At 64.1% G+C, this 26,087-nt stretch carries 27 protein-coding genes; 22 read left to right on the top strand and 5 right to left on the bottom strand.

Features of this window, described 5'->3' with window-relative positions; translation table 11 throughout:
• Positions 1–379 precede the first annotated feature (379 nt).
• The 9 genes from VDQ28_RS13550 (at position 380) to VDQ28_RS13590 (ending at position 10,490) form a co-directional block, all read left to right on the top strand.
• Positions 380–1,681: an amidohydrolase family protein gene (locus tag VDQ28_RS13550; protein WP_323036439.1), complete on the top strand. Its 1,302-nt coding sequence runs from the start codon at positions 380–382 to the stop codon at positions 1,679–1,681.
• An 88-nt stretch (positions 1,682–1,769) separates the two neighbouring features.
• On the top strand, positions 1,770–2,702 hold the full coding sequence (locus VDQ28_RS13555; protein WP_323036440.1) for a BMP family protein: 933 nt from the start codon (positions 1,770–1,772) through the stop codon (positions 2,700–2,702).
• A 12-nt stretch (positions 2,703–2,714) separates the two neighbouring features.
• Entirely contained in the window at positions 2,715–4,073 is a 1,359-nt protein-coding gene (locus VDQ28_RS13560) for an amidase (protein ID WP_323036441.1), read from the top strand.
• A complete protein-coding gene (locus VDQ28_RS13565) occupies positions 4,070–5,590 on the top strand; it encodes an ABC transporter ATP-binding protein (RefSeq protein ID WP_323036442.1) in 1,521 nt (506 codons plus the stop codon). The genes VDQ28_RS13560 and VDQ28_RS13565 overlap by 4 nt, the downstream gene beginning before the upstream one ends.
• Positions 5,580–6,623, top strand: a complete 1,044-nt coding sequence (locus VDQ28_RS13570; RefSeq protein WP_323036443.1) for an ABC transporter permease — start codon at positions 5,580–5,582, stop codon at positions 6,621–6,623. Before VDQ28_RS13565 ends, VDQ28_RS13570 begins: the two co-directional genes overlap by 11 nt.
• A complete protein-coding gene (locus tag VDQ28_RS13575; protein ID WP_416349429.1) occupies positions 6,623–7,561 on the top strand; it encodes an ABC transporter permease in 939 nt (312 codons plus the stop codon). Before VDQ28_RS13570 ends, VDQ28_RS13575 begins: the two co-directional genes overlap by 1 nt.
• Positions 7,562–7,598: 37 nt before the next feature.
• Positions 7,599–8,045 carry a cytochrome c gene (locus tag VDQ28_RS13580; RefSeq protein ID WP_323036445.1) on the top strand — a complete coding sequence of 149 codons (447 nt, stop codon included), beginning with the start codon at positions 7,599–7,601 and terminating at the stop codon, positions 8,043–8,045.
• Between the two features lie 258 nt (positions 8,046–8,303).
• Positions 8,304–9,635 carry a trigger factor gene (gene tig, locus VDQ28_RS13585; protein WP_323036446.1) on the top strand — a complete coding sequence of 444 codons (1,332 nt, stop codon included), beginning with the start codon at positions 8,304–8,306 and terminating at the stop codon, positions 9,633–9,635.
• Positions 9,636–9,773: 138 nt separating this feature from the next.
• Positions 9,774–10,490, top strand: a complete 717-nt coding sequence (locus VDQ28_RS13590; RefSeq protein ID WP_323036447.1) for a hypothetical protein — start codon at positions 9,774–9,776, stop codon at positions 10,488–10,490.
• 139 nt (positions 10,491–10,629) lie between these two features.
• Here the strand turns inward: VDQ28_RS13590 and VDQ28_RS13595 are convergent, their stop codons facing one another.
• A complete protein-coding gene (locus VDQ28_RS13595; protein WP_323036448.1) occupies positions 10,630–11,760 on the bottom strand; it encodes an acyl-CoA dehydrogenase family protein in 1,131 nt (376 codons plus the stop codon).
• A gap of 129 nt (positions 11,761–11,889) precedes the next feature.
• Between VDQ28_RS13595 and radA the strand changes: the two genes are divergently transcribed.
• Genes radA through VDQ28_RS13610 form a run of 3 tightly spaced genes read left to right on the top strand, consistent with a single transcriptional unit; the run spans position 11,890 to position 14,462 of the window.
• Positions 11,890–13,248 (top strand): DNA repair protein RadA, encoded by a 1,359-nt coding sequence (gene radA / locus VDQ28_RS13600; RefSeq protein WP_323036449.1) that lies wholly within the window; start codon positions 11,890–11,892, stop codon positions 13,246–13,248.
• Between the two features lie 18 nt (positions 13,249–13,266).
• Positions 13,267–13,827: a CvpA family protein gene (locus VDQ28_RS13605; RefSeq protein WP_323036450.1), complete on the top strand. Its 561-nt coding sequence runs from the start codon at positions 13,267–13,269 to the stop codon at positions 13,825–13,827.
• Positions 13,828–13,841: 14 nt separating this feature from the next.
• On the top strand, positions 13,842–14,462 hold the full coding sequence (locus tag VDQ28_RS13610) for a hypothetical protein (protein WP_323036451.1): 621 nt from the start codon (positions 13,842–13,844) through the stop codon (positions 14,460–14,462).
• On the opposite strand, the gene ppk2 is transcribed toward VDQ28_RS13610, so the two are convergent.
• The gene (gene ppk2, locus VDQ28_RS13615) at positions 14,428–15,300 is read right to left on the bottom strand and encodes a polyphosphate kinase 2 (protein WP_323036452.1); all 873 of its coding nucleotides are present in this window, start codon (positions 15,298–15,300) and stop codon (positions 14,428–14,430) included. The two genes, VDQ28_RS13610 and ppk2, sit on opposite strands and share 35 nt — an antisense overlap.
• Positions 15,301–15,432: 132 nt before the next feature.
• Here ppk2 and VDQ28_RS13620 point away from each other — a divergent pair, with 132 nt between their 5' ends.
• From VDQ28_RS13620 to VDQ28_RS13630, 3 genes are read left to right on the top strand one after another with little or no spacing between them, the layout of a single operon-like run.
• A complete protein-coding gene (locus tag VDQ28_RS13620) occupies positions 15,433–15,687 on the top strand; it encodes a hypothetical protein (RefSeq protein WP_323036453.1) in 255 nt (84 codons plus the stop codon).
• Positions 15,684–16,046 carry a TfoX/Sxy family DNA transformation protein gene (locus VDQ28_RS13625; RefSeq protein WP_323036454.1) on the top strand — a complete coding sequence of 121 codons (363 nt, stop codon included), beginning with the start codon at positions 15,684–15,686 and terminating at the stop codon, positions 16,044–16,046. Before VDQ28_RS13620 ends, VDQ28_RS13625 begins: the two co-directional genes overlap by 4 nt.
• A complete protein-coding gene (locus VDQ28_RS13630; protein ID WP_416349430.1) occupies positions 16,046–16,534 on the top strand; it encodes a transglycosylase SLT domain-containing protein in 489 nt (162 codons plus the stop codon). Before VDQ28_RS13625 ends, VDQ28_RS13630 begins: the two co-directional genes overlap by 1 nt.
• Positions 16,535–16,725: 191 nt before the next feature.
• Here the strand turns inward: VDQ28_RS13630 and ndk are convergent, their stop codons facing one another.
• Complete coding sequence (gene ndk, locus VDQ28_RS13635) at positions 16,726–17,148, bottom strand: nucleoside-diphosphate kinase (RefSeq protein WP_323036456.1); 423 nt, start codon at positions 17,146–17,148, stop codon at positions 16,726–16,728.
• A 251-nt stretch (positions 17,149–17,399) separates the two neighbouring features.
• Here ndk and VDQ28_RS13640 point away from each other — a divergent pair, with 251 nt between their 5' ends.
• Positions 17,400–19,259 carry an ABC-F family ATP-binding cassette domain-containing protein gene (locus VDQ28_RS13640; protein ID WP_323036457.1) on the top strand — a complete coding sequence of 620 codons (1,860 nt, stop codon included), beginning with the start codon at positions 17,400–17,402 and terminating at the stop codon, positions 19,257–19,259.
• A gap of 22 nt (positions 19,260–19,281) precedes the next feature.
• Here the strand turns inward: VDQ28_RS13640 and VDQ28_RS13645 are convergent, their stop codons facing one another.
• Positions 19,282–19,593 carry a hypothetical protein gene (locus VDQ28_RS13645; protein WP_323036458.1) on the bottom strand — a complete coding sequence of 104 codons (312 nt, stop codon included), beginning with the start codon at positions 19,591–19,593 and terminating at the stop codon, positions 19,282–19,284.
• 19 nt (positions 19,594–19,612) lie between these two features.
• Here VDQ28_RS13645 and VDQ28_RS13650 point away from each other — a divergent pair, with 19 nt between their 5' ends.
• On the top strand, positions 19,613–20,224 hold the full coding sequence (locus VDQ28_RS13650; RefSeq protein WP_323036459.1) for a MarC family protein: 612 nt from the start codon (positions 19,613–19,615) through the stop codon (positions 20,222–20,224).
• Between the two features lie 100 nt (positions 20,225–20,324).
• On the top strand, positions 20,325–20,933 hold the full coding sequence (locus VDQ28_RS13655; RefSeq protein ID WP_323036460.1) for a retropepsin-like aspartic protease family protein: 609 nt from the start codon (positions 20,325–20,327) through the stop codon (positions 20,931–20,933).
• A 103-nt stretch (positions 20,934–21,036) separates the two neighbouring features.
• Here VDQ28_RS13655 and VDQ28_RS13660 read toward each other — a convergent pair whose 3' ends face one another.
• The gene (locus VDQ28_RS13660) at positions 21,037–21,522 is read right to left on the bottom strand and encodes an Rrf2 family transcriptional regulator (RefSeq protein WP_323036461.1); all 486 of its coding nucleotides are present in this window, start codon (positions 21,520–21,522) and stop codon (positions 21,037–21,039) included.
• Between the two features lie 204 nt (positions 21,523–21,726).
• Here VDQ28_RS13660 and VDQ28_RS13665 point away from each other — a divergent pair, with 204 nt between their 5' ends.
• The 4 genes from VDQ28_RS13665 to cysS all read left to right on the top strand — a co-directional run bounded on the left by VDQ28_RS13665 (position 21,727) and on the right by cysS (position 26,029).
• Positions 21,727–23,043 (top strand): FAD/NAD(P)-binding oxidoreductase, encoded by a 1,317-nt coding sequence (locus VDQ28_RS13665; RefSeq protein WP_323036462.1) that lies wholly within the window; start codon positions 21,727–21,729, stop codon positions 23,041–23,043.
• A gap of 10 nt (positions 23,044–23,053) precedes the next feature.
• Positions 23,054–23,407 carry a DUF5368 domain-containing protein gene (locus VDQ28_RS13670; protein ID WP_323036463.1) on the top strand — a complete coding sequence of 118 codons (354 nt, stop codon included), beginning with the start codon at positions 23,054–23,056 and terminating at the stop codon, positions 23,405–23,407.
• Between the two features lie 111 nt (positions 23,408–23,518).
• Positions 23,519–24,433, top strand: coding sequence for a DMT family transporter (locus tag VDQ28_RS13675; RefSeq protein ID WP_323036464.1), 915 nt, complete (start codon positions 23,519–23,521; stop codon positions 24,431–24,433).
• Positions 24,434–24,640: 207 nt separating this feature from the next.
• Positions 24,641–26,029 (top strand): cysteine--tRNA ligase, encoded by a 1,389-nt coding sequence (gene cysS, locus VDQ28_RS13680; RefSeq protein ID WP_323036465.1) that lies wholly within the window; start codon positions 24,641–24,643, stop codon positions 26,027–26,029.
• The last annotated feature ends 58 nt before the right edge of the window (positions 26,030–26,087 follow it).

Below are 26,087 nucleotides of genomic sequence, written 5' to 3' on the forward strand. Positions count from 1 at the left end.
GCGTGAAGACCTTGGTTCTTACAGATTTGTATAGTTTCAGCGCATCGCGACTGTGTTGCACAAATCGGCGGATGGCGGGGCAACATGGGCGGTCGAAGTCCCGCGCCATGGGGCGCTGCCCCAGCAGTTTGATACAGTGCATTTTTGCCTCGACGCGGGTTTGCGCATCTCCCTGGCGAGCATGCTCAAATCAGGTCATGCAGCCCCGGCAGATGCATAAAGTTTGCGCGCAGGGCATGGTGGTGTCGGGGCCGCGAAGGGCCGCGAGATCGCGCCATCAGGCGGCTCTTTACAAGCGAGAATTTTATTGAGATCGTCAGGAATTTGTGTAGCGTTGGCTTGAAATTTACCTTTTGGTAAAAACAAAGGCAGGGCGTCTATGTTGGATCTCATCGTCAGACAGGCCAATTTGCCGGACGGTCGCATGCCGATGGATCTTGCGATCCAAGGGGACAAGATCGTTGCGATTGCGCCCCGGATCGAGGCTGAGGCGTTGCAGGAAATCGACGCCACCGGACGGCTGGTTGCCCCGCCTTTTGTCGATCCGCATTTTCATATGGATGCCACGCTCAGCCTCGGCACACCCCGGCTGAACGACTCCGGCACCTTGCTCGAGGGGATCGCCCTCTGGGGCGAGCTCAAGCCGATGTTGACGCCCGAGGCCGTGATGGAACGCGCCCTGCGTTACTGCGATCTGGCGGTGTCGCAGGGGCTGTTGTCGATCCGCAGCCATGTTGACGTCTGCGATGATCGTCTGACCGCGGTCGAGGCGCTGATCGAGGTGCGCAAACGGGTGGCGCCCTATATCGACCTGCAACTCGTGGCGTTCCCGCAAGATGGTCTGTATCGGACGCCAACCGCCGAGGAAAACCTGCTGCGCGCACTCGATATGGGCGTCGATGTGGTGGGCGGCATCCCGCATTTCGAGCGCACGATGGCCGAGGGTGCGCGCTCGGTCCTGCGGTTGTGCGAGATCGCGGCAGAGCGTGGCCTGCGGCTGGATCTGCACTGCGACGAAAGCGACGACCCGATGTCGCGCCATGTGGAAACGCTGGCTGCCGAAGCGACGCGCTTGGGTCTTGGTGCGCGCGTCGTGGCCAGCCATGTCACCGCGATGCACTCGTATGACAATTATTACGCCTCGAAACTGATCCCGCTGATTGCCGAAAGCGGCATGACCGTCGTGCCGAATCCGTTGATCAACATCACGCTGCAAGGCCGCTCGGATACCTATCCCCGCCGCCGCGGCCTGACCCGCGTGCCCGAATTGCGCGCCGCCGGGGTCAACGTGGCCTTCGGTCAGGATTGCACGATGGATCCGTGGTATTCGCTGGGTTCTGCCGACATGCTTGAGGTGGCGCATATGGGTGTCCATGCCGTGCCGATGACCTCGCGCGAGGCGATGGCCTGGGCCTTTACCTCGGTCACGCAGAATGGCGCGGCGGCGATGGGTCTGCCCGACCCGACGTTGCGAGAGGGTGGACCGGCCAATATGGTGGTTCTGCAAGCGCGCGACCCGATCGAGGCGGTGCGCCTGAAAGCCACGCGACTGGCGGTCATCAAGCGCGGGAACGTGCTGTCGCGAACCCCGCCGCGGATCGCGGCGCTCGACTTGCCCGGCCGGGCTGCAACCCTCGATCCCGCCGCCTACGCGCCCACAACCTCTGAAAGACCCGACTGAACCGACCCATGATCCCTTAGCACAAAGGAAAATCCAATGAGTTCTTGCTCCAAACCGTCGTCAACTTCTGGTGGGTGCGGCTGCCACTTTGGCGCTGCCTGCCTATATCCGCCGCGCCGGCGCGCAAAACGTCACGCGCGTCGCCGGTGTTCACATGTCCCCGGTTGAGAATGCGTGGAACAGCCGCGTTCATATCGCCCTTCAAGAGGCCGCCGCAGCGGGGTTGATCGAATATGTGTTCTCGGAAGGGGTGGCCCCGACCGATTATCCGCGGGCCATGCGCGAATATGCCGAAAGCGGCGCGCAACTGATCTGGGGCGAATCCTATGCTGTCGAGCGTGAGGCCCGCGAAGTGGCTGCCGATTATGCCGACACCGCCTTCCTGATGGGGTCTTCGGCTGGCCCTCAGGGGGATAACTTTGGCGTCTTCGGCACGCGCAACCACGAGGCGGCCTATCTGGCCGGGATGCTGGGCGGCAAGATGTCGTCATCCAATGTGTTCGGCTCGGTTGGCGGCTATCCGATCCCCGAGGTCAACCTGCTGATCAACGCCTACCGCGCCGGCGTGCGCGAGGTGAACCCGGACGCGACCTTCGTCAATGGGTTCATCGGGGCCTGGTTCGACCCGGCGCGCGCCAAAGAGGCCGCGATGGCCCAGATCGACGCGGGCGCCGATATCCTGTTTGGCGAGCGGATCGGCACGGCGGATGCGGCGCAGGATCGCGGCGTCAAGGCCATCGGCTCGTTGATCGACTACACGCCGCGCTATCCGGGCACGGTCTTTGCCAACGCCATCTGGAATTTCGGCCCGACCATTGCCGCGATTGTCGCCGACATTCAGGCCGGCCAGTCGGTTGGTCGCGATTACACCGAATATGCGTTCATGGCGCATGGCGGCAATGAACTGATCTATGTGGCCGACGAAGTGCCCGCCGACGCGATTGCGCCGATGGAGGCCAAACGTGCCGCCATTCAATCGGGGGCGTGGAATGTTCCCATCGACAACGAAGAACCTGCATAGGTCGCCGCAGACGTGACGGATGCCACAGCCCTTGCCGCGGCGATTGCGGATGGTCGCACCAGCGCCCGCGCGGTGATGGAGGCCACCTTGGCGGCGTGCAAAGCCCAGGCCGCGCTGGGGGCGGTGGTTTACCATGACATGGCAATGGCCCGCGACCGGGCCATTGCCGCCGACGCTCTGCCGCAGGATCAACGCGGGCCGTTTCATGGCGTGCCGTTTCTGGCCAAGGATCTCGGCGCGGTTGCCGCGGGGCTGCCGGTTGCGGCGGGGTCTGCGGCGCTGCGGGCGAAAGCCGAACGACCACTCGCCGACGGCCAGTTGTTCGAGGCTTTCCGAAATACCGGCCTTTTGCCCTTCGGCCTGAGCGCCACGCCGCCCTTTGGCCTGGCGCTCGACAGCGCACCCGAGGGCTTGCCCGAGGCGCGCAATCCGTGGAACCCCGCGCTGACCCCCGGCGGGTCGTCGGGCGGTGCGGCGGCGGCAGTCGCCGCCGGGCTTGTGGCGATTGCCCATGCCACCGATGCCGCCGGGTCGATCCGGGTGCCGGCGGCCTGTTGCGGACTGGTTGGCCTCAAACCCTCACGCGGGGCGACCCCGGCCGGGCCGGATTTCGGCAATCATCTGATGGGCATCGCCTCGGAACTGGTGCTGGCGCGCTCGGTGCGCGATGTTGTGACCGCGTTCAACGCCGTCCACCGACCGCTGCCACCGGTCGCACAGGCGCAGCCGCCGCGCATCGGATTGGCCCTGCCCAAGCGCTGCGACGCCAGCCAAAATGCCGCCGCGCGCGCCGCCGCCGACGCCTTGGCCGACGCGGGCTGCGTGATCACGGAACTCCCGGCCCCCGATGCCTTGGGGCGTGAGGCGCAAGAGATCGCGCGGCTCATCCTGTCGGTGTCGCTGGCTGAGTGGATGACCGCGCTGCAAATCCCCGACGAGGCCCTGCCGCCGCTCGCCGCCCGTGTCGCCGCCGAGGGGCGCGCCTTGCCCGCAACCCACCTGTTCGCCACCAGCCGCCAACTGGCCAGCCTCACCGACCGCGCGTGCGCCCTGTTTGCCACGCTCGACGCCATTGTCATGCCGGTGCTGTCATCCGCGCCCCCCGCCATCGGCGCCAACGCCATGGCTCAGACCGATCCCGACGCGCATTTCGCCGGGATGGAGCGGTTCGCGCCCAATGCCGCGCTGGCCAATGTCGCCGGGCTCTGCGCGCTGGCGCTGCCGTTTGGCAGGGCGCAGGGTCTGCCGCTGGGGGTGCAACTGCTGGGTGCGCCCGGCGCGGACCTGGCTTTGTGCCAACTGGCCGCGCTGATCGAAACCCGCGCCCCGCCGCTGGTCTACCCCGGTGCCATCGCGGGGCTGCCCGCATGACTCCGGTTCTGGAACTGACCGGCATCACCAAACGCTTTGGCGCGCTGACCGCCAATGACGACGTGACGCTGACATTGGGGCAGGGCGAGATCCTGGCGCTGCTCGGCGAAAACGGCGCGGGCAAAACCACGCTGATGAACATTCTTTTCGGGCATTATGCCGCCGATGCGGGCCGCGTGCGGGTGTTTGGCGCGGAACTCCCCTCAGGCAAGCCGCGCGCCGCCATCGAGGCGGGCGTCGGCATGGTGCACCAGCATTTCACGCTGGCGGGCAATCTGACGGTGCTGGACAATGTCATGCTGGGCTCGGAATCCCTGCTGCGGTTGCGCTCGGGGCGGGCGGCGGCGCGTCAGAAGCTGATGCGGATCGCCGACCGTTTCGGCCTGCCGGTCTCGCCCGAGGCCAAGGTCAACCAGCTCTCGGTGGGCGAGCGTCAGCGGGTCGAGATCCTCAAGGCGCTGTTCCATGATGCGCGCATCCTGATCCTCGATGAACCCACCGCCGTGCTGGCCCGCCCCGAGGCGCAGCGCCTGTTCGAAACCCTGCGCGAGATGACCCGCGAGGGGCTGTCGCTGATCTTCATCAGCCACAAGCTGCACGAGGTCATGGCCGCCTCGGACCGGGTCGCGGTGCTGCGCGGCGGGCGGATGATCGCCGAGCGCAAGACCTCGGAAACCAGCGCACAGGAGCTTGCCGAACTGATGGTCGGCCGCCAGGTCAACCGTCCGGTGCGCCAGGATCAGGCCATTGGTGCGCCGGTTCTGGTTGCGCGCGACATACGCGTCGACTCCGGTGGGGCGCGGCGGCTCGATGCTGTGTCCTTCACGGTGCACGAGGGCGAGATTCTGGGCATCGTGGGCGTTTCGGGCAACGGTCAGGCGTCGTTGGGCGCGCTGTTGTCGGGGCTGACGACGCCGACCGCGGGAACGCTGACCCTGTCGGGCGCGGATATCAGCGCGCTTGGCCCGCGCGGGATGATCCGGGCGGGCACCGGGCGCGTGCCCGAAGATCGCCACGCCGAGGGCGCGGTTGGCGAGATGGCGATCTGGGAAAACGCCGTGCTCGAACGGCTCAGAGCGCCGGAATTCTCACGCTTCGGCTTTGTGCGCCAAGCCGCGTGCAAGGCGTATGCCGCTGATCTCATCGAGAAATTCGATATCCGTGGCGCAACACCCGACACCCGCGCCGGGCAACTCTCGGGCGGGAATATGCAAAAGCTGATCCTCGGGCGCTGCCTGTCGATCGGCCCGAAATTCATCCTCGCCAACCAGCCGACCCGTGGCCTTGACGAAGGGGCCATCGCGGCGGTGCATGGGCATTTGCTGGAGGCGCGACGCCGAGGCGCGGCGATCCTGCTGATCTCGGAGGAACTCGACGAGGCCGTGGCCCTGTCCGACCGCATCCAGGCGATCGTCAAAGGGCGGCTGTCGCAACCGGTTCCCGCGCATGAGGCCGATGCGCAAAAACTCGGGCTGATGATGGCCGGCGATTGGGAGGGCGACGATCATGCGGCTTGAACGGCGCGCCCATGTGCCGCTGCCCATCGTGTTCGTTGCGCCGGTGGTTGCGGTGTTTGTGGCGCTCCTGCTGGCCGCCGGGCTGATCGCGGCGGCGCAGGTGAACCCGCTGACGGCCTACGGCGAAATGCTGCGCGGCGCGCTGGGCTCGCGCCTCGCGGTCACCGAAATGCTGACCCGCGCCACGCCGCTGATCCTGACCGGGCTTGCCGCCGCCGTCGCCTTTCGCGCGCGGCTGTGGAACATCGGCGCCGAGGGGCAGTTTTTCATCGGTGCCCTGGTGACGGCCTGGGTCGGGCATTCGCTGGCTCTGCCGGGGCCGCTGGGTATCGTGGTGCTGATGCTCGTGGCCTTTGCCGCCGGGGCTGCGTTTCTGGCGGTGCCCGCGTTCTTGCGCCTGCGGTTTCAGGTGGACGAGGTCGTCACCACGTTGCTGCTCAATTTCATCGCCATCCTGTTTGTCGGTCTGATGATCGAGGGGCCGCTGCGCGATCCGCTGGCCTTTGGCTGGCCGACCTCGGTGCCGGTTGACCGCGCGTTCCGCTTGCCCGACCTGGTGCAGGGCACGCGGCTGCACATCGGGTTGCTGATCGCCATCGCGGCGGCGGGGGCGCTGTGGCTGCTGTTCTCGCGCACGGTGTTTGGCACCGAAACCCGGGCGGCCGGGTTGAATGCCTCGGCGGCGGCCTTTGCCGGGGTCTCCTTGCCGAAAACCCTGATGGGCGTCGCCCTGCTGTCTGGCGGCCTGGCCGGGTTGGCCGGCGCGGTCGAGGTCATGGGCGTCACCGCGGGCGTCACAACCACCATGTCGCCCGGCTTCGGCTATGCCGGGATCGTCGTGGCGATGCTGGCCGCGCTGCACCCCGCCGGGGTGGTCGCCTCGGCCATTTTCGTGGCGACCATTTTCGTCGGGGCCGACGCCATGAGCCGCGCGACCGGCGTGCCAAGTTTCATCGCGGATGTCATCGTCGCACTCAGCCTGCTCACGATGATCGTCGCGCTTTTGTTCACAACCTATCGGGTGCGTCGATGATGGAAGCGCTGGAACTCTTGCTGAACACCAACCTCTGGGCGGCGGTTCTGCGCATTGCGACTCCGCTGATCTTTGGCGTGCTGGGCGTGTTGCTTTGTGACCGCGCGGGCGTCTTGAACCTCGGGATCGAGGGGATCATGACGATGGGCGCAATGAGCGGCTGGCTGACCGTCTACATGGGCGGCGATCTGTGGATGGGTCTGGCGGTGGCGGCGCTGGCGGGGGGCTTGATGGGGCTGCTGCACGCCGGGTTGACCGTGCCGCTGGGCCTGTCGCAGCATGTGTCGGGGCTAGGGATCACGCTGTTTGCCTCGGCGTTGTCCTACTATCTTTATCGCCTGATTGTCGAGGTTGGCAGCCTTCCGCCGACAATCGAGCCATTCCGTCCGCTTGATATTCCGGTCCTGTCGGATCTGCCGATCCTCGGGCCGATCCTGTTCTCGCAAACGGCCCCCACCTATCTGGCGCTTTTGTCGGTGGCGGTGATGGCCTATGTTCTGGCGCGCACACCGCTGGGGATCGCCATTCGCATGACCGGGGAAAACCCCCACGCCGTCGAGGCGCAGGGTGTGAACCCGGTGCATATCCGCATTGGCGCGGTGGTTGCCGGGTCGGCCCTGATGGGCGTGGGTGGCGCATTCCTGACCACCGCCGCCTTCAACAGCTTTTTTCCTCATATGGTGCAGGGGCGCGGCTGGATTTGCATAGCACTGGTGGTTTTCGCGTCCTGGCGACCCGGCAAAGCCTTGCTGGGTGCGCTCTTGTTCGCGTTTTTCGATGCCTATCAGCTGCGCCTGCAAACCGTGATTGACGATGTGCCCTATCAACTGTTCCTGATGGCGCCCTATGTGTTGTCCATCGTGGCGCTGATTCTGGTGGCCCGGCGCGCCGAGGTTCCGGCGGCGCTGATGATCCCGTATCGGCGCGGCGAGCGATGACACTCGACCGATGATACCCGGGGTTGCGGGGGGTTTTATGCGCGTGATCTTCTTGATTGTGATCTGCCTGACCGGCGGCGCGGCCCTGGCGGATCATGAATTGCTGGGCCGGGATATCGAGCACGGGCAGGGGCTCTATGCCGCGCAGTGTGCGTCCTGCCACGGCCTTGCGCTAGAGGGGCAGCCCGATTGGCAAACGCCGGGCGCGGATGGCGTGCTGCCCGCGCCGCCCCATGACGACACCGGCCATACCTGGCACCACGACAACGGCCTGTTGTTTGACTACACCAAACAGGGCGGCGCCGCGGCTCTGGAACAACGCGGCGTGGTCGGATTTGCCAGCGGAATGCCCGCCTTCGCCGGAACCCTCTCGGATGACGAGATCTGGGATGTGCTGGCCTATATTCGCGCAACCTGGTCGCCGCAATTTCAAGACTATCAGGCCGACAGGAACCCCGCGCACAACGCGACGTCTGACCGCTGATCACCCGCCACGCGTGCCCACGGACGGCGGCACATCCACCCCGCCAGTCAAAGCCTGCGCAACGCCGCGATCCAGCCCCGCCCCGCCGCATCGCGCCTGAACCGAAGGGTGCATTCGTCGCCATGAGCGGATTTGGCCGCAAATGCGCAGCCCGCGACGCCAGAATCAGGGTTGATCCCCCTTCGCGCGCCAACTACTAAGACGCTGAAATTATCAGGCCGCCGTCCGGGCGGCCTGTCAGCATATGCGAGGAACACGATGCAAGTCACCGAGACCCTGAACGACGGCCTGAAGCGTGGCTACACGATCACCATTGCGAACTCTGATCTGGAGGCGAAGGTGGACGCGAAGCTGCGCGAGGCACAGCCCGAGGTGGAAATCAAAGGGTTCCGCAAAGGCAAAGTGCCAATGGCCATGCTGAAAAAGCAGTTCGGTCAGCGCATGATCGGCGAAGCCATGCAGGAAGCCGTTGACGGTGCCATGCAGTCGCATTTCGAGGAAACCGGTGCGCGCCCTGCGGGCCAGCCAAAGGTCGAAATGAAGAACGGCGAGACCTGGAAAGAGGGCGACGATGTCGTCGTCGAGATGTCCTACGAGGCGCTCCCCGAGATCGCCACGCCTGATTTCAGCGCCATCACGCTGGAGCGTCTGGTGGTAAAGGCCGATGAGGCCGCCGTTGCCGAGGCCTTGGACAATCTGGCCAAGCAAGCGCAGGATTTCGCCGAGAAAGACGGCGTCGCCGAGAACGGCGATCAGGTTGTGTTCGACTTTACCGGCTCGATCGACGGTGAAGAATTCGAAGGTGGTGCCGCGCAGGATTACCCGCTGGTTCTGGGATCGGGTCAGTTCATCCCCGGCTTTGAAGAGCAACTGGTCGGCGTCAAGGCCGACGACAGCAAGGACGCCACCGTGTCCTTCCCCGCCGACTACGGCGCAGAGCATCTGGCCGGCAAGGAAGCCGTGTTTGCCTGCACCATCAAGGCCGTGAAATCGCCCGTCGCCGCCGAGCTGAACGACGAATTGGCCGCAAAATTCGGCGCCGAATCGCTGGACGGCCTGAAAGAGCAGATCCGCACCGGGCTCGAGGGGGAATACGCCCAGGCCGCCCGCGCCATCGTCAAGCGCAACCTGCTGGACGCGCTGGACAGCACCGTCGAGTTCGAACTGCCGCCGAGCCTGGTGGATGCCGAAGCCTCGCAAATCGCGCATTCGCTGTGGCACGACGACAACCCCGATGTGCATGATCACAACCACCCCGAGATCGAGACCACCGACGAGCACCGCAAGCTGGCGGTTCGCCGCGTGAAGCTGGGCCTGTTGCTGGCCGAAATCGGCCGCAATGCCGAGGTTGAAGTCACCGATGCGGAAATGACCCAGGCGATCATGGGGCAGGCGCGGCAGTATCCGGGCCAAGAGCGTCAGTTCTTCGAATTCGTGCAAAAGAACCCGCAGATGCAGCAGCAATTGCGCGCGCCGATCTTTGAAGACAAGGTCGTCGATCTGGTTCTGGCACAGGCCACCGTGACGGAAAAAGAGATCTCCAAGGACGCGTTGAAGGCCGCTCTGGACGCGCTGGAAACCGAAGCCTGAACCCTTGCGGGATGTGAAACCGTCGAAACCCCGCGTCGTGAAGGCGCGGGGTTTCGCTATGCAAAGAGGGCGTCATAACCCGTATCGAGGGCGCCGGTTTTTGCGCCCGACCATGATTTCAGAGACAAGAGTAGACCGATGGAAACGCACACGATCATTGCCTATCACCTGGCCACCTATACCTGGGCCCTGACCTATATCGGGATCATTTACCGGGGCTTCAAAGACCAGACCTATGGTATGCCGATTGTCGCGCTGACGCTGAACCTGTCGTGGGAAATCGTCTTTGCGCTGTTCATCCCACCCTATGGCAGCGCCGACGCGGGGTTGATCCCCTATGGCGGGCTCAAGGCGCAGATGATCTTCCTGATCTGGGCGACGCTGGATCTGGTGATCCTGTATACGTTCTTCAAATACGGCTACAAACATTTCGCCAAGGTTTACAACATCACCCGCGCGCAGTGGATCGGATTCACCGTGGCGATGCTGATCTTCTCGTTCTTCATCATGTACACGGGCGGGTTGTTCTTCTGGGAATTCGAGGAATATTTCCGCAATGACCAGATCGAGGGCGCAAAGCTGATCGCCTTCGTGCAGAACGCGTTGATGTCGATCTCGTTCATCGCGATGTTCTACATGCGCGGCTCGACCGACGGGCAGAGCTTTACCATTGCCTGGGCGAAATGGATCGGCACCTCGATGACCGGCGGGGTGATCTATATCCTGTCGCGCCCCGATGAGTGGTATTTCGTCGGCACCTTCATCGCCGCGGTGTTTGTGGCGGATGTCTATTACATGGTGATCGTCTACCGCGCGCTACGCCGCCAGGGGATCAACCCGTGGACGCGGCTGTAAGCCTCTTGTGACACGGAAACACCCGGTGCTGGCGCACCGGGTGTTGTTGTTTTGAAGCGCCTGCGGCGCGGGTGGGGGCTTTGCCCCCGGCCTTCGGCCTCCCCCAGGATATTTGCAGAACAAAGACGGGGGCGCGGGTTTATGCGCTGAGGGCGCGGGCGATGATCAGTTTCTGGATGTCCGAGGTGCCCTCGTAGATTTGGCAGACGCGGACATCGCGGGCGATGCGTTCAATCCCGGATTCAACCATATAGCCCATGCCGCCGAAGGTTTGCAGCGCGCCCGAGACGATGCGCTCGGCGGCCTCGGAGGCGAAGAGTTTGGCCATCGCCGCCTCGGTCAGGCAGGGGATGCCGGCGTCCTTGAGGGAGGCTGCATGCAGGGTGAGTTGGCGCGCGGCCTCCAGTTGTGTGGCGAGGTCGGCCAGGCGAAAGCCGACCGCCTGGTGGTTGAGGATCGGCGTGCCGAAGGTCTGGCGGTCCTTGGCATAGGCGACGGCGGCGTCGAGGGCCGCCTGCGCCATGCCCACCGATTGCGAGGCGATGCCGATGCGCCCGGTTTCCAGACTGGCCAGCGCGATCTTGTAGCCTTGCCCCTCGTCGCCGATGCGGGCGTCGTCGGCGATCTCCAGATCGGTGAAGCGCAGGGCGCAGGTGTCCGAGGCACGCTGGCCCATTTTCTCCTCGACGCGGGCGACCTCGAAGCCTTGCGCGTCGGTGGGCACGATCAGCGCGGTGATGCCCGCCTTGCCGCTGGTCCCTTCGAGCCGGGCAAAGGTGATCACATAGCGCCCGATCTTGCCCGAGGTGATGAATTCCTTGGCCCCGTTCAACACATAGCCGCCCTGCACCTTGCGCACCGTCGAGCGCACCGCGCTGGCGTCCGAGCCGGCCTGGGTTTCGGTCAGGCCAAACGCGCCGATGAATTCGCCGCGTGCGGCGGGGCGCAGGATATCCTGTTTATGCTGGTCCGAGCCGAAGCGTTCGAGAATCGCGTTGAACGGCGCGTTGTGCACGCTCATCACCGTCGAGATCGCGCCGTCACCCGCGGCGACCTCCATCAAGGCCAGCGCATAGCTGACGTAATCCGCACCCGCGCCGTCATACTCGGGGTCAACGGTCATGCCCAGGAACCCCAATTCGCCCATCTCGCGCAGGATTTCCGGCTCGATGGTGCCGCTTTTGTCACGCGCCGCGGCGCCGGGGGCGAGGCGGTCGCGGGCAAAGGCGCGGGCGGTGTCGCGGATCAGGGTTTGGTCTTGGGTCAGCATGGCGTCCTCCGGTCAAGGTTGCGCGACTATCGAAGGTCGCGCCGGGCAGGTCAATGCGACACCCGCGATTTGATCGGTGTTTTGGCGCAGGGCGCTTGCGCCGGGGCGACGCGCGGGTGATAACGCCGCATGGCCAAGGCATCCCCACAATTCACCTGCACATCCTGCGGCGCGGTCCACAAGAAATGGGCCGGGCGCTGCGATGGCTGCGGGGCGTGGAACGCGATTGTCGAGGAAGCGCCTTTGGCGGCCGGCCCCAAGGGGCCGGTGGGGCGTGGCCGCAAGATCGCGTTGAGCACGCTGCAAACCAAGGAAGCGCCACCGCCGCGCACCCTGTCCGGCGTGGCCGAGTTCGACCGGGTGCTGGGCGGTGGTCTGGTCGCCGCCTCGGCGATTCTGGTCGGTGGTGATCCGGGGATCGGCAAATCGACGCTGCTGTTGCAAGCCGTGGCAGCTTTTGCGCGCAAAGGGCTGAAATGTCTCTATATTTCCGGCGAGGAGGCGGCGGCACAGGTGCGCATGCGCGCCCATCGGCTGGGGCTGGATGACGCGCCGGTGCAACTGGGGGCCGAGACCAATCTGCGCGATATCCTGACCACGCTGGACGCGGAACGCCCGGATCTGGTGATCATCGATTCCATTCAGACCATGTGGCTGGACAGCGTTGAAAGCGCGCCGGGCTCGGTGGCGCAGTTGCGCGCCGCCTCGCATGAACTGGTGACCTTTGCCAAGAAACGCGGCGTGTCGGTGGTTCTGGTCGGTCACGTCACCAAAGAAGGGGCCATCGCCGGGCCGCGGGTGATCGAACATATGGTCGATTGCGTGCTCTATTTCGAGGGGGAACGCGGCCACCAGTTTCGCATCCTGCGCGCAGTGAAAAACCGCTTTGGCCCCGCCGATGAGATTGGCGTGTTCGAGATGACCGGGGCCGGGCTGGCCGAGGTGCCCAACCCCTCGGCGCTGTTCTTGTCCGAACGCGGCGCACCGGCGGCCGGGTCGGTGGTGTTTGCGGGCATGGAGGGCACGCGCCCGATGTTGACGGAAATTCAGGCGCTGGTCTCGGCCTCGCCGCTGTCGATGCCGCGCCGCACGGTGGTGGGACTGGATTCGGGGCGCCTGTCGACGATTCTGGCGGTGCTCGAGGCGCGTTGCGGCATTCCATTCACCGGTATGGACGTGTTCTTGAACGTTGCAGGCGGCATGCGTGTGCATGAACCCGCTGCCGATCTGGCGGTTGCCGCCGCCTTGCTGAGTGCGCGAGAGGACATCGCCGTGCCCCCGGATACCGTGGTTTTCGGGGAAATCTCGCTGTCGGGGGCGTTGCGTCCGGTCAGTCAGAGCGAAAATAGGTTGAAAGAGGCGCAAAAACTTGGTTTCACCAGCGCCATGTTGCCAACCGGCGGAAAGCCCGGCGCGGTGACGGGTGTTCAGTTGCGCGAGATGACCGATTTGACCGGTTTCGTAGGCGAAGTTTTTGGCGCAGGTTGACGCCCAAGGAGCGGATTGATGGATTCCTTTACTCTGATTGATGGTGCCGTCGCCCTGGTGATCATCGTGTCCGCCATTCTGGCGTATTCGCGCGGCTTGATCCGCGAGTTGCTGGCGATCGCGGGCTGGGTTGTCGCGGCGATTGTTGCCTTCACCCTGGCCCCGACGGTGGAGCCCTGGGTGCGCGAGATCCCCTATCTGGGCGATATTCTGGGCGACAGTTGTGAATTGACCATCATCGCGTCTTTCGCTGCCGTGTTTGCCGTGACCTTGATGATCGTCGCGCTGTTCACGCCCCTCTTTTCCAGCCTGATCCGCAATTCGGCGCTGGGCGGCATTGATCAGGGGCTTGGCTTCTTCTTTGGTGTCGTGCGGGGCATCTTGTTGATTGCGGTTGCGCTGCTGGTGTTCCAGCGCGCGGTGCCGGTGGGCAATGTGCCGATGGTCGACAACAGCCGCTCGGTGGCGCTGTTTGCGCGGGTGCAGACCGCGTTGGTCGACAATCTGCCCGCCGATGCGCCGAACTGGATCATCGAGCAATACAACGGCCTGACCGCAAGCTGCCGTCCCGCCCAATAACGGGGGCGCGTGGCATGGACGCGCAGTTTCTGGCAGAGTTGAACGAACGGCTTTTCGTGCATTATGCAGACGGTCAATGGCGCGCTCCTCTGGGGCAGCGTCTGTTGCCGGTGCTGCCGTTTGACGACGGGCGCATGGGGCGCATCGTCTGCGCCGAAGACGCGGATATAGAGCGCGCGCTGTCCTCGTTGGGCAAGGGCGGCGTGGCGGATATCGCCGCCTTGCAGCACGCCTGGGACAGAATTCAGCCGATGGCCCGGCAATTGCGCCTGTTGGAGGGGGTCGAGGACCGCGTGTCGTCGCCGCAGCGGCCCTCTGTGCCGGGCGAGGGGCCCGTTGTGCTGCTCAGCGCGGCACAGACCCCGGTGGCCGATCTGGTCGGTGTCTTGTTAAGCTCCGTGGCGCGCGGCGTCCTGTGGAAACCTGCGCCCGGTGCTGCGGCCTCTGCGCATCTGGTGGCGCGGGCGCTGGGGCCGTTGATGGGCGGCAATCTGGCGATGGTGCAGGGCGATCACGACACCGGCGGCTTGTTGGTCAATCGCGGGGCGCTGGTCTGGGCCTCACCGCACGCCGTGCCGCAGGGCTTCGCACCACCCGCCCTTATCCTCGCGGCCAAAGCGCCACACCGCCGGTGATCTTCGGATCAACCTCGCCGACGGTTTTGGCGTCTTTGCGGTCATAGTCGAACGCGGACAGGATCCGCTGCACGGCCCCGATCCGCGCGCGGTATTTGTCATCCCCCCGGATCACCGTCCAGGGCGCAAAATCAAAGTCCGACCGCGCGAAGGTCTCGCCGATCGCCTGCGTATAGGCATCCCATTTCGCCAGGCCCTTGACGTCGATGGAGGACAGTTTCCACTGTTTCAACGGATGGCTCTCGCGCGCCAACATGCGGCGCAATTGCTCGGCGCGGCCGACGTTGAACCAGAGTTTGATCACCCGGATGCCATCGTCGATCAGGGCCTTTTCATAGCCCTCGAGTTGGTCAAAGAAATGGGCGCGCTGCTCTGGGGTGCAAAAGCCAAAGACATGTTCGACCACGGCGCGGTTGTACCAACTACGATCCATCAGCGCGATCTCGCCAGCGGCGGGCAGATGGGCGATATAGCGCTGGAAATACCATTGGCTCTGCTCGCGGTCGGTCGGTTTGGGCAACGCCACGATGCGCGCGCCGCGCGGGTTCATGTTTTCGGACACACGTTTGATCGCCCCGGATTTTCCCGCCGTATCGCGCCCCTCGAACACCACCACAACCCGCTGCCCGGTGGCTTCGATCCAGCGTTGCAGCTTCACCAATTCGACCTGAAGATCCTTCATCCGGTTCTCATAATCGGACTTCTTGATCCAGCGGTCATAGGGATAGCTGTCGTCCAGAATGTCGCGCTTGGCACCGTCCTCGACGGCCTCGCGAATGGCCTTGGGCGCGTCATGCTTGAAATAGTGCGAAATGGCGCCGTCGAAGGGTAAATCCATGCGGGTCTCCTTTTGTCGTTTGAGTTTGGCGAGGTGTCAGACCGCAAGCAAGGGGATTTGCTGGAATTGAATGTCAGGCAATTAATGGTCTGATCTATGGCGAGGGGTGAAATTAGGGAATTCGTCAATTGTATGATGTTTCATTTTCTCGTTCAGTCGGTGCAATCGATGCGCCTGGCGCTTTGGGATATTGCTAATTGTGTGCTGCAACAGATTGTAAACATTAAATGTCATACCTTTTTGCAGGTTGACGACCCCAGCACGAATCTGGACAGGAACCCGGCGCGTGCCATGATCCGTGCGGTTGATTTGCGCCATGTATCGGCCTACGAAATTGGCATGAAAGATGTTGCAAATTTCGGGCGATTGGGCAGTCTGAGAGCATGAACACGCCAATTTCCACCATCCGAAATCTGGGTCCGCTGGCGCAAGAGGCGTTTGCGCGGGCTGGCATAACCTGTGCCGAAGACTTGCGCGAACTGGGGGCCGATGCGGCCTATCAGGCGTTGCTGCGGTCTGGGCAGCGCCCGCATTTCATCGGCTACTATGTTCTGGTCATGGCCTTGCAAGGGCGCCCGTGGAATGATTGCAAAGGGCGCGAAAAAGAAGATCTGCGCGCCCGCTTCGATGCGCTGAAAGCCGCGCATTCTGCGTCAGGGGGGATTGCGGGGATCGAGGCGATCCTGGATGAAATCGGCATTCTTGTTCCCGCCAGATCCCGGCGGACAAAACGGCGGAGTGAATGATGCGGGTATCGGTCTGGGTGGCGGTTGTCGGGCTGGGGTTTCTGACCGCTTGCGGGGGTGGGCGAGCATCGGACCCGGAGCCTGTGACGCGGGGGTTATATCCCGGTGAAACGGCGGAAATGCGCCGCCTGATTCAACGTGCCGCGTCGGATCTGGAGATCCCCGAGGCGCTGTTGCACCGGGTCATTCAGCGCGAAAGCGACTATCGGGCCGATGCGCGAAACGGGCCGTATTGGGGGCTGATGCAGATCCTGCCGCAAACCGCGCGCACCATGGGGTTTGACGGGCGCAATGAGGAGTTGCTGCGGCCCGAGGTCAACCTGCGCTATGCGGGACGCTACCTGCGCGGTGCGTGGTTGGTCTCGGATGGGGACATGGATGCGGCGGTGACCCGTTACGCGCGCGGCTATTACTACGAGGCGCGGGATCGGTGCCTGTTGGTGGAAACCGGCTTGTTGAACCGGGAGGTCAATCGGCGCTGCCGTTAAATTCAGGGGGGGGAGCGGCGTGGCGGGGCATCGAGCCCCGCCACGCCGCGCGGGTCCCCACCCGCACCCGGCCAAAGGGGTGCGACGCACCCCCTTGGAACCCCGGTGAGTATTTGTGGCAAGATGAAAACCGGGCGCATGGAAAAAGGGCGGGGAAATCCCCGCCCTTTTTTGGTGTTGCTTGGGCGATCTCAGCCGACCAGTTCGAGGCCCGAGAAGAAATACGCGATTTCTTCGGCGGCGGTTTCCGGCGCGTCCGAGCCGTGGACCGAGTTTTCGCCAACCGAGAGGGCGAAGTCCTTGCGGATCGTGCCTTCGGCGGCCTCGGCCGGGTTGGTGGCGCCCATGACGCCGCGGTAGGTTGCGATGGCGTTCTCACCTTCAAGCACCTGCACGACGACCGGTTCCGAGGCCATGAATTCGCACAATTCGCCATAGAAAGGGCGCGCGGCGTGGACGGCATAGAACACGCCAGCCTGGGCCGGGGTCATGTGAATGCGCTTTTGGGCAATGATGCGCAGGCCGGCGGCCTCGATCTTGGCGTTGATCGCGCCGGTCAGATTGCGCTTGGTTGCGTCGGGTTTGATGATGCTGAAGGTGCGTTGAATTGTCATCTGCGTCTCTCTCGGTAGGGCGGACCCGGCCCGATGCCGACCCGCCGATAAAATCGAAGCGGCGTCTAGCATGGCTGATGGGCCTTGAAAAGCCGCGATTGGGTCTGGCGGACACGCCCCGCCGCCTGTCTTGCCGGTGCGCGCGGCCGACGGACTCGCGTCAACGACGGGCGGCGGCAATTTGCACACGCGGCCCGCCGGGAATGCAACAGGTGCTGGTGGACGCGCAAAGCCTCTGCTATGCGGCGGCCATGCTCAGTATTACAGATCTCTCCTATTCCGTCGATGGCCGCCCCCTGATCACAGGGGCGTCGGCCCGGATTCCGTCTGGCCACAAGGTTGGCCTCGTTGGGCGCAACGGATCGGGGAAAACCACCCTGTTCCGCCTGATCCGCGGTGAATTGGTGTCCGAAGGCGGCACCATCAGCCTGCCGTCACGCGCCCGTATCGGCGGTGTCGCGCAGGAGGTGCCATCCTCCTCGACCAGCCTGCTGGATACGGTCCTTGAGGCCGATACCGAGCGCGCCGCGCTGCTCGCCGAATCGCAGACCGCCACCGATGCCCACCGCATTGCCGATATTCAGGCGCGGCTGAACGACATCGACGCCTGGTCCGCCGAGGCGCGCGCCAGTGCGATCCTCAAGGGGCTGGGCTTTACGCATGACGAAATGCTCATGCCGTGCTCGGATTTTTCGGGCGGCTGGCGGATGCGTGTCGCGCTGGCCGGGGTGCTGTTCGCGCAGCCCGACCTGTTGCTGCTCGACGAGCCGACCAACTACCTCGACCTTGAGGGCGCGCTGTGGCTTGAGGCCTATCTGGCGAAATATCCGCATACCGTCATCGTCATCAGTCACGATCGCGGGCTGTTGAACCGGGCGGTGGGGGCGATCCTGCACCTCGATGAGAAGAAACTGACCCTGTATCAGGGCGGTTATGACACGTTCGCCCGCACCCGCGCCGAGCAGCGCGCGGTTCTGGTGGCGGAATCGAAAAAGCAGGACCTGCGGCGCGCGCATTTGCAGTCCTTTGTGGACCGCTTCAAGGCCAAGGCCTCGAAGGCGCGTCAGGCGCAGAGCCGCGTGAAGATGCTGGAAAAGATGCAGCCGATCACGCCGCCGGCCGAGGCCGCCAAGCATGTGTTCACCTTCCCGACGCCCGAGGAACTGTCGCCGCCGATCATCGCCATGGAGGGGGTTTCGGTGGGCTATGGTGACACGGTGGTTCTGCGGCGTCTGAGCCTGCGCATCGACCAGGACGACCGCATCGCCCTGCTGGGTCGCAACGGCGAGGGGAAATCGACGCTGTCCAAACTGTTGGCCGACAAATTGCCGCCGATGGGCGGCGAGATGACCCGCTCGAACAAGCTGCGCGTCGGCTATTTTGCCCAGCATCAGGTTGATGAATTGTATCTTGATGAGACCCCGGTGCAGCATATCCGCCGCCTGAAACCGACCGAGGGCGAGCCGCGTTTGCGCGCCCGGCTGGCCGGGTTCGGCCTGATGGCCGATCAGGCGGAAACCGTGGTCGGGCGCTTGTCGGGTGGGCAAAAGGCGCGTCTGTCGCTGTTGCTGGCGACCATCGAGGCACCGCATTTGCTGATCCTCGACGAGCCGACCAACCACCTCGACATTGAATCCCGCGAGGCCCTGGTCGAGGCGCTGACCGCCTACACCGGCGCCGTGGTTCTGGTCAGCCACGACATGCATCTGTTGTCGCTGGTCGCTGACCGGTTGTGGTTGGTCAAGGATGGCGGCGTCGAGCCGTATCTGGACGACCTCGACAGTTATCGCAAATTGCTGTTGTCGGACAATCCCGAGAAGGCCGAGAAAGCCCGCGAGAAAAAGCAGCAGCCCGAAAAGGTCAAAGCAACGCGCGAGCAGTTGATGGCGCTGCGCGCCGAGGTTCGCAAATGCGAGCAGCGGGTCGAGAAGCTGGAAGAGATGCGCGAGAAACTGTCGCGCAAACTGGCCGACCAGGCCCTCTATGACGACAGCCGCCGGGGTGAGTTGGACACCTGGAACCGCAAATACGCCGAGGTGATGGAGGCTGTGGATCGCGCCGAGGCCATGTGGATGAAGTCCATAGAAGTCCTTGAGAAGGCAAGCAAATAGGGAATATCAGGAATGTCAGTCATTAAAATGACTGACATTCCGAACCCTGAAATTGCCGGCAAGGCGCAAATGTCATATCATTCTGACCGATGCGACCCGCGCCAAGCCGTGTCAGGCTTGCCTCGCCGTCTTGGCGAGAGCCGTCTGCCTCGTCATCCGGCGTCAGCATCAGGTCTGGACCCTGCGGCGTGATCTGCTGAACGACGCAGATCCCGCCGCTCGACCGATCCAGATCACCGTCGATCGTGAACGCCAGTCCCAGGGTCCGATCGCCCGCCGGACCGGCCGAGCCAATGCGCCGCGTCGTGGCGCGCGTGGTTGACTCGCGCGCCAACTTCCGCAATCTCCTGACCATGTTTGAAACCTCCGCTCTCATTTCGGTTTTTGTCACGCTGTTCGTGGTCGTGGATCCGATTGGCCTGACGCCCATGTTCATTGCCCTGACGCAGGGCACCAGCAACGCGCACCGGCGTCTGGTGGCGATTCGGGGGTGCGTGGTGGCGGCCGTCTTGCTGACCGTTTTCGGACTGGCCGGCGAGACGATCCTGGCGGGGGTCGGCATCACCATGCCCGCCTTTCAGATCGCCGGCGGCATCCTGTTGTTTCTGACGGCACTCGATATGCTGTTTGACCGGCGCACCAAACGCCGCGCGGGCCATGCCGACGCGGTGCCTGATCCGTCGGTGTTCCCGCTGGCCATGCCGTTGATCGCCGGGCCGGGGGCGATGGCGACGATGATCTTGCTGGTCGGCGAAACCTCGGACTGGAGCGGCATTCTGGCGGTGCATCTGGCGATGCTGGCGGTTTTGCTGATTGCCTTCATCCTGTTTTTGTTCGCCACCCCCTTCGAGCGCGCCTTGGGGCCGACCGGAACCATGGTGATCACACGGCTGCTGGGCATGTTGCTGGCGGCGCTTTCGGTGCAATTCGTGCTGAACGGCATTCAGGGCGCGGGCCTCATCTGACGGCTCTGTGACGGCTTGGCCCTTGGTCTGGCGCGCGTCTGGCCCTAAGTTATCATCACCCACGGCACGAAAGGGGCGCAACCCGCGCTACGCAGCGACCATGTCCATGCTCGATTCCCTGACCAGCGATCAGTTGACCCGCCTTGTGTATCTGGGGATTCTGGGCACGGTGTTGATTTCCTATGCGCTGGTGTCGATGCGCGGGCGGATCGCGGAAAGCCTGCGCAGCCTGATCTTGTGGGCGTTGCTGATCACGGGCGTCGCGGCAGGCTATGGGCTGTGGGAGGGCGCGCGCTATTCGGCGGCCTCGGTGCAAAGCTCGGATGGCGAGGGCATCGTGCTGCGCCGGGCGCTGGACGGGCAATATCATCTGACGCTGGAGATCACCGGACCCTCGGGGGCCCCGCATCCGGTGCAGTTCATCCTGGATACCGGGGCCAGCGATATCGTGCTCACGCAAGCCGACGCCGCCAAATTGGGGTTCGGTGCGCGCGATCTGCTCTATCTGGGCACGGCGCGCACCGCCAATGGCGTGACCCGCACGGCACAAGTGGTTCTGGACGCCGTGACGCTGGGCGAGCACACCTCGCACCGCGTCGGCGCATTGGTCAACGAAGGCGAGTTGCACGCCTCCTTGCTGGGGATGCGCTATCTCGAACGGTTCTCGCGCATCGAGATCATGCAGGACCGTTTGCGCATCCAGTTCTGAGGCTTGTTGCGCCCCCTTGCATTCATCTGTCGGTGTGCGTGCCTGTGTGGCGCGGCCTCACCCCATGCGGCGCGTGCCGGAATCCCCAGTGAGACGCCGCCTCTCAGGCGTCTTCGGTGACCTTGGCGCACAGCCCGGATTCGACGGCCCGCGCGCTGGGATCCAGCGCCAGGATCGCATCCAGCGCGTCGTTGCAATCCACCAGATCGCTCAGCATCACCGGATCGAGCGAGGTATAGAACGCCTCGACCGCGCGGTTGATATGCCCCGACATGCGGCAAACCCCCTTCAGCGGGCAGGTGTTGTGATCGGTAAAGCAATCCATGAACGGCAGGCTCGCTTCAAAGATGCGAAACAACCCGCCGACGCTGATTTCAGTGGCGGGCCGCGCCAGCGAAAACCCGCCGTGACGGCCGCGCAGCGTTGTGATCAGCCCTTCCTGCCCCAGTTGGTTGACCACCTGTGCCAAATGGTTCTCCGAGGCATTGATCGCCGTGGCAACGTCGCTTTTGCGAACGATGCGCTCAGGATTTACCGCACAGACCATCAAGGTGCGCAGTGCGAGGTTGGTTCTGGTCGTCAGACGCATGAGAAATGCTCCTAGGTCAGGTTTGTCATCGTTACATACAACCCAAACTAAGATTTAATTGCAGATGCAACATTGATTGAGATCAAGTCGCGGGGGGGTAAATCGGCTAATAGTAAACATATTCACAGAATCGCTTGTGTTCTGGGGTTGATCTTGGGGCGCCGCGACAACGCGGCGTTGTGCCGAACTTAGGGAGGGGCTGTCATGGCAGGACACGATACGTTCAACGCGACACGACGCGGATTTCTGGGCTTGGCCGCAGGCAGTGCGGCGCTGGTGGCGGGCGGGGGCGCGGTGCAGGCGCAGCGCGTGCAAACCTCGGCGCGCATTGCGATTGTCGGCGCGGGGGCAGGCGGCACCGCCATTGCCAACCGCTTGGCCAACCGGCTGGACGGGGCGACGATCACCATCATCGACGGGCGCCAGCAGCATTGGTATCAGCCGGGCTTCACGCTGATCGCTGCGGGTTTGAAGCCATCGACCTATTCGGTCAGTCAGACTGCCGAATGGTTGCCCGATGGTGTCGAGTGGGTGCCGGAATTTGCCGCCGAGATCGACCCCGAGTCCAATGTCGTCACCACCGCCGCCGGGCGGCGCGTGCCCTATGATTATCTCATCGTCGCCACCGGATTGACGCTGGACTGGGACGCGATCGAGGGGTTCTCGCTGGATATGGTCGGCGAAAACGGCGTCAGTGCGCATTATGCCGGCCCCGATTATGCCGAATTCAGCTGGCGCGCCCTGGATCGGTTCCTCGATGAGGGTGGCACCGGCCTGTTCGGGCGTCCCGCGACCGAGATGAAATGCGCCGGTGCGCCGCTGAAAATCACCTTCCTGGCCGATGATATCGCCCGGCGGCGCGGCATGCGCGACCAGGTCGAGGTGATCTATAATGCGCATGCGCAATCGCTGTTCGGCGTGCCGATCGTGCATCACAAGGTGCGCCAACTGTTCGATGAGCGCGGTATCACCACGCGTTATGACCATGTGCTCAAGGCGATTGACGGATCGCGCAAGGTCGCGACCTACGCCACGCCTGCCGGGGATGTCGAAACCGCGTATGATTTCATCAACGTCATCCCGCCGCAGCGCGCCCCGCAAGTGGTGCGCGACTCGGGCCTGAGCTGGGCGGATCGCTGGGTCGGCGAGGGCTGGATCGAGGTCGATATGGAGACCCTGCGCCACCTGCGGTATCCGAACGTGTTCGGCATCGGCGATATCAACGGCGTGCCCAAGGGCAAGACCGCCGCCAGCGCCAAATTCCATCAACCCGTCGTCGAGGACCATCTGGTCTCGGAAATCATGGGTCGGGAAGGCACGGCAACCTACTCGGGCTATACCAGTTGCCCGATGATCACCAAAATCGGCCGCGCGATGCTGATCGAATTCGACTATAACAACAACCTCGTGCCCTCCTTCCCCGGTGTGATCGCCCCGCTCGAAGAGCTGTGGATCAGCTGGCTGATGAAAGAGGTCGCCCTGAAACCCACCTATAACGCCATGCTGCGTGGCTTGGCCTGAGGAGGCACCGATGGAAGAACTCACGTTTTCAACCCTGATCGCGGTGTTCGAGGAGATGTTCGGCACCGGCGTGTTCTGGGCTATGGTCGTGGTCGCCGTGGTGATCACTGTGCTGTATCTTTATGTGCTGATCCGCGACCGCGAAATGTCGATGCGCAAATTCCTGTTGGCGCAACTCAGTATGCCGGTGGGCGCGATTGCCGCGGTCTGGTTCGTGCTGACCTTCACCAATTCGACCCTGGCCGATATGGGCGGGCCGATCGACTGGTTGGCGATCCTCGGCATCGGCGCGATGGGGGCGGTCGGCTTTGCGATCCTTGTCTATGTCGCGCAATCGCTGATCCGGGGCAAAGACGCCGAGTAACCGCCTGCCGGAAAAAACGCACCCTTAACCACGACCAGCGCCACCGTCCGGCGCTGGTCTTTTGCGTGTTGACGGCCTAGCCTGTCGCATCCCTCGGAATAATGGCCCCCGATGCGCTCTGTTGCCCTGACTGCCGCCCTGATGATGGTCTGCGCAACCCTGCTGATGGCGGGCACCACGCTGCTGGCCAAAGCGCTGGGCAGCGGCGCGATGGGGCAATCCCTGCACCCGCTGATGGTCGCCCAGGGGCGGTTTGTCTTTGGCTTTGCGGCGGTGATCGTGATGCTCGGGGCGATCAAGGCCTCGGGCCGCGCCGCATGGCCCGCGCACAGCGCCCGCCCCAACTATCTGCTGCACGCCACCCGCACGCTGCTGGGCTGGTCGGCGGGCGGCATGATGTTTGCCGCCGCCGCGCAAATGCCGCTGGCTGACGCCAACGCGCTGGCCTTCACCGCCCCGGTGGCCACCATGCTGTTTGCCATTCCCCTGCTGGGCGAGAGGCCCGGCCGCTGGCGCTGGCTGGCGGCGGGTCTGGCGATGACCGGCGTGTTTGTCTTGCTGCGCTCGGGCGACGGCGTGATCCAACCGGCCGCCCTGCTGGCGCTGGGGGCGGCGGCGGCGATGGGGCTGGAAGGCATCGCCATCAAACGCCTTGCGGTCAGCGAACCGACCAACCGCACCATGCTGATCAACAACGCGATGGGCGCGGTCCTGTCCTCGGGCGTCGCCCTCAGCGTTCTGGTCTGGCCGCAAAGCAGCGGCCATTGGCTGGCGCTGATCGGCATCGGCGTGATGATGGTCTTGGTGCAGATCCTCAACCTGCGGGCCAATCGCATCGCCGATGCCAGCTTTGTCGCGCCGTTCTTCTATCTGACGCTGGTCTGGGCCGCGCTCTATGACCTGGTGTTCTTCGACGTCTGGCCCGACTGGATCAGCCTCACCGGCGCCTCGATCATCGTCGCCGGCGGGCTGGTGATGACCTGGCGCGAGGTCCACACTCAACGACTGCGCGCCCGCCGGGTCTAAGCCCTCCGTTGCGCTTGCGCGACTTTGGGCGCTGTGCTACCCGCGATGCCATGACGACGCTGCACATCATCCTTTGTTGCTGCACGACCGAGTGACCCCCAAGGGTCGCGCGGGGCGCTGTCTTTTTCCCACGTCGGAGAGATAAGCCGCCACCCCGCGTGAGGGGGGTTTTGACCTGTGCAAACCAAAGGTGAAAAGAGGACGACGATGACCAGGATCCGGCTGTACAACACGCGCACGCGCAGCAAAGACGATTTCACGCCGATTGATGATCAAGACGTGCGGCTCTATGTCTGCGGCCCCACGGTCTATGACCGCGCCCATGTCGGCAATGCGCGCCCGGTGGTGGTGTTCGACACGCTGTTTCGCCTGCTGCGCCATGTTTACGGCCCCGACCACGTCACCTATGTGCGCAATTTCACCGATGTCGATGACAAGATCAACGCCACCGCCCTGCAACGCCAGCAGACCGGGGCCAAGGGGTCGCTGGAGGATCTGATCCACCAGCGCACCGAGGAAACCATCGGCTGGTATCACGCCGATATGGACGCGCTGGGCGCGCTGCGCCCGACCCATGAGCCGCGCGCGACCGAATACGTCGGCGCGATGATCGCCATGATCGAAACCTTGATCGCCAAGGGCCACGCCTATGCCAAGGACGGCCACGTCCTGTTCCGCGTGCGGTCTTACAAGGATTACGGCGCGCTCAGTGGCCGCTCGGTCGATGACATGATCGCCGGCGCGCGGGTCGAGGTCGCGCCCTTCAAAGAGGACCCGATGGATTTCGTGCTCTGGAAACCCTCGGATGCCGACCTGCCGGGCTGGGACTCGCCCTGGGGCCGGGGCCGTCCGGGCTGGCATATCGAATGCTCGGCGATGTCGTTCGAGCTGCTGGGCCCGTCCTTTGACATTCACGGCGGCGGGCTGGACCTGCAATTTCCGCACCACGAAAACGAGATCGCGCAATCGTGCTGCGCCCACCCCGGCGAAGGCTTCGCCAAGGTCTGGATGCACAACGAGATGCTGCTGGTCGAGGGCAAGAAAATGTCCAAATCCTTGGGCAACTTTTTTACCGTGCGCGAGCTGCTGGACCAGGGCTATCCCGGCGAGGTGATCCGCTTTGTGATGCTGTCGACGCATTACCGAAAACCGATGGACTGGACGGCGGAGAAGGCGCGCGAGGCCGAGGCGACGCTGCGCAAATGGCGCGCGCTGGTTGACGGGGTCGAGGGCGGCACCGTGGCGCAGCCGGTGATCGACGCCTTGGCGGATGATCTGAACACCGCTGGCGCGATGGCCGCGCTGCATGATCTGGCCAAGGCCGGGGATGCCGCCGGGCTGCGGGCCTCGGCGGCGGTGTTGGGGCTGCTCACGGAGGCGCTGGGCGATTGGGCCTTGGGCGTTGACCTGTCACATTGGGCGGAAAAGCTGGCCTCGGTCCGTGCCGACGCGATGGCGTCCAAGGATTTCGCGCCGGTCGACGCGCTGAAAACCGCCCTGATCGCCGCCGGGGTTGAAGTGCGCATGTCCAAAGCCGGTGTCGAATTGGTCCCCGGTGCCGGGTTCGACGCGGCCAAACTGGAGGCACTTCGATGAGCGCCGCGCGGGTTTCGGCGTTGGAACTGGGGGTTTCACACCCCCAGACCCCCGTGGA

It is taken from the genome of Pararhodobacter sp., from assembly GCF_034676545.1.
Classification (GTDB): domain Bacteria; phylum Pseudomonadota; class Alphaproteobacteria; order Rhodobacterales; family Rhodobacteraceae; genus Pararhodobacter.